The sequence below is a fragment of the Streptomyces sp. H27-H5 genome, assembly GCF_026627505.1.
Lineage (GTDB): Bacteria > Actinomycetota > Actinomycetes > Streptomycetales > Streptomycetaceae > Streptomyces.
In genome coordinates, this window is sequence record NZ_JAPNLK010000245.1 from 1 (window position 1) to 3,112 (window position 3,112).

At 67.7% G+C, this 3,112-nt stretch carries 4 protein-coding genes; all 4 read right to left on the bottom strand.

The genetic code is table 11. The features are described from left to right. The coding region (locus tag OTB19_RS42375; RefSeq protein WP_267804189.1) for a transposase at positions 1 to 668 on the bottom strand (668 nt) is incomplete at its 3' end. A gap of 93 nt (positions 669 to 761) precedes the next feature. Further along, on the bottom strand, positions 762 to 1,454 hold the full coding sequence (locus OTB19_RS42380; RefSeq protein WP_267804190.1) for an ISAs1 family transposase: 693 nt from the start codon (positions 1,452 to 1,454) through the stop codon (positions 762 to 764). A 146-nt stretch (positions 1,455 to 1,600) separates the two neighbouring features. After that, positions 1,601 to 1,816 (bottom strand): alpha/beta fold hydrolase, encoded by a 216-nt coding sequence (locus OTB19_RS42385; RefSeq protein WP_267804191.1) that lies wholly within the window; start codon positions 1,814 to 1,816, stop codon positions 1,601 to 1,603. Between the two features lie 137 nt (positions 1,817 to 1,953). After that, positions 1,954 to 3,112: IS1380 family transposase (locus tag OTB19_RS42390; protein WP_267804192.1), on the bottom strand; the 1,159-nt coding region annotated here is incomplete at its 5' end.

Below are 3,112 nucleotides of genomic sequence, written 5' to 3' on the forward strand. Positions count from 1 at the left end.
AGGATCTTCCAGTCCTTCAGATGCGCGATCGTCCGCTCGACGGCGGCCCGGAGTTCACCGATGCTCCGGTTGTAGACCTTGTCTTCGGCCGGCCGTTCCCGACCTGGGGGTTTGCGCCTCGCGGTGAGCATGCCGGAACCGACGTAGCCCAGGTCCGCCATGTCCTCCCGGTCGGCGAACGCCTCGGGGAAGCCGGACTGGCGCCAGGCGTACATGTCGTGGCGTGAACCCGGAACGGGCATCGAGACCGCGAGGAGGTCCCCGGAGAGCGTGGACGCGACCTGGAGGTTGAAGCCGGTGTCCCGGTGCTTTCCGGAGAACATCGAGGTGCCCTCACTCGCCCAGTCCCAGGTGGTCACCAGTGTGCCGTCGATCAGGACGACCCGGCCGGCCGACGCCTCCGACGGATCCGGGACATGCCCGGCCAGGACCTTCTCCACCACCGGCAGCAGCGCCGTCCACCGCCTGGAGACCGTGGCCTGGGAGACACCGAACAACTCGGCGGCCGCCTCCTGGACGGGGTTCTGCCGCAACATGAACAGGACGAGCACCACCGACTTGAACAGCCCCAGTGCCCACATCCGTCCCGGGACCACCGGCGGGTCCGGGTCCCGCACGAGCACCCGATGGACCTGTTCCACCAGCCCACCCAGTTGCTCCTTGTTCAATCCTGTCGTAACGTCCCAGCTCAACGGCCCCGCCCCGGTAGTCATCTGATGTGGTCGCAAACATCAGGCTACCGAGCGGGGCCGCCTCCATGATCAAGGAAACCAGGCTGCGAACCCCCCGTGAATAAGCCTCCTGGGCTGATTGCCCTTGACCACCAGGAGGTAGTGCGCGTTCTTGGCCTCGACCAGCCATTTCGCGTGCTCACGCTGGGTGTGGAGAGCATCGGCGGTGACCACGGTGCCGGTCAGGTCGAAAGGGTCCAACAGCGAGGCGAACGCAGTTATTTCATTGGTTTTGTCCGGCACCCTCAGCTGACTGACGGTGCGGCCCGCGGCCGTGACGGCGGACAGAAGGTGGGCGGCCGGAGCCACGTCGGTGCGTGAACCACGGGCGGCCTTGCCGTCCACCGCGACTGATTCAGTGCGGGCCAAGCTGTCTCCGAGGAGGTCGGCGAGGCCGCCGGGACATACCCCAGCCAGCACCCGGCGCACAGTCGACACAGAGGCCGCGCGACGGAGCCCGAGGGGACCGCGCGGATGAAACCCCAGGCGGGCCAGGGTGTCCTGGGGTGCGTGGCGGGCCCACTGCCCGATCGCCATATAGGAGCGGGCGCCGGCCAGCACCGCGCACGCGGCGGTCAGTAACACCGAGACGAGGCCATGACGCCGGCCCCGCCGGGCGCGTGGATCCGGCAGACAGGCCAGCCGCGCCGCCGTGCCGGGAAGTTCACGGTGTTCACGCGAGGGCGACTTGACCAGACAGACGGTGGCAGACTGGCGGCACATCGGAGCTCCGGTGATCGGGTGACTTGGTAGGTCCCCTTGATCATCGGAGCTTCGTTGCGTACGGAACTGCCATAGCGAAGGTCCGTCACATGCCTGTGACCTGCTAATTCTCCAAGCAGCCAGGACTATGAATCAGCCCTGGCACCTCAGTGCTGGGGAAAGAGGGTTGCGTAGGTCTGCCCGCGCAGGGTGCCGTAAGACGCCCCGTAGTAGTTCAGCTTCTCCTCGCCCAGGGCCTGGCGCAGTGCTTCCATATCGCGGGCGTCGCTGGCGGCATCCAGGTGGTTGATCAGCGAGGCGGGGGCGGTATGGCAGCTTTCCCCGTACCGCTTGTTGGGGCCTCCCCCTGAGCCTCGATCCACCGCGTGATCAAAGATCACGCGGTGTGATGATTTCGGGGTGGGTTTCTGTGTTTCGGGCAGGGCGGTTTTCCGGATGCCGTTCCGGTGGCGGGTTCTCCGAGGTGTTCCTGGTCGTGGGTGGTCGGTGGGCCGGTGGCTCAGGTCTCTACGCGCTGACCGGTGGCGGACCACAGGTCGCTGAAGTCGTCGGCCCAGCGCCAGTGTTGGGGCAGGTGCAGGGTGATCGTCCGCGCTCTGATCGCGATCCTTGCCGGGATGTGGATCAGATGACGGCGGATCGTGCCGGTCCGAGCCCGGGCGTGGAAGACCGAGGCGAGGTGGCCGGCGGCGCGGGTGAGGTTGTAGGCGGCTGCGGCCAGGATGAGCCAGGCGGCGTTCGCGGTGAACATGCCCGAGGGCAGGTGTGCGAGGTCGGAGTCCTCCAGGTCGGCGAAGACCTGTTCCACCGCGGCGTGATCGCGGTGCATGGGTTCGGCGTCGGTGAGGACGAAGCGGCTGTCGGTGAAGATCGCGTGGTGGCGCCAGACGGCGAACAGCTCGCTCTGCCCGTCAGGCACCGTCTTCGCGTTGAGCCGTCTCACGCGGCGGACGATGAGCCGGGCGGTGGTGTGGAACGCCTTCTTCTTGCTGGTGAACGCGGTGAAGCCGGTCTCGGCGATCTCGGTGTCGGAGATCCAGCGTTGCTCCTCGTCGTCCCAGATCGCGTCGGTGTACTTGATCGGTGTCCAGGCGTCGGCGGGAATCGCCTCGATCGCCGTCCGGATCGTCTTGGTGACCGCGACGGCCAACGAGAAGTGGACGCCGGCCCGGCGGCAGGCGGCGACGACCTTGTGGGAGAAGTACGCGGAGTCCGCGCGCACGACGATCCGGGCGGTGATCCCCATCGCCCGCACCGTGGCCAGGGCCTCGCCCAGGAGACTGGCGGCGCCCTTCCCGGAGCCCGCCGAGCCCTTGCGCAGCCGGGTGGCGACGATGACCGGCGCACAGGTCTTCGTCTTGACGGTGACGATCTGGAAGTGGAGGCCGCGGACCTTCGTATAGCCGAACGAGGCGCCCTGCTTGGCCGGGCCGTAGACCTGCTTGACCTTGGAGTCGAGGTCGACGAAGACCACTTCGTCGTCCTTCGGGACGAGGCCGGTGTGGGCGGCCAGGTTGCAGGTGAACGTGCGTGTGGCCGACTCCAGTTGGCGTACGTGCCCCCAGGTGAAGGCGCGCAGGAAGGTGCCCAGCGTGGAGGGTGCCCGGACCCCGCCGAACAGCTTCGGCAGCCCGTCGTGCCGCAGGACGTCCAGGCCG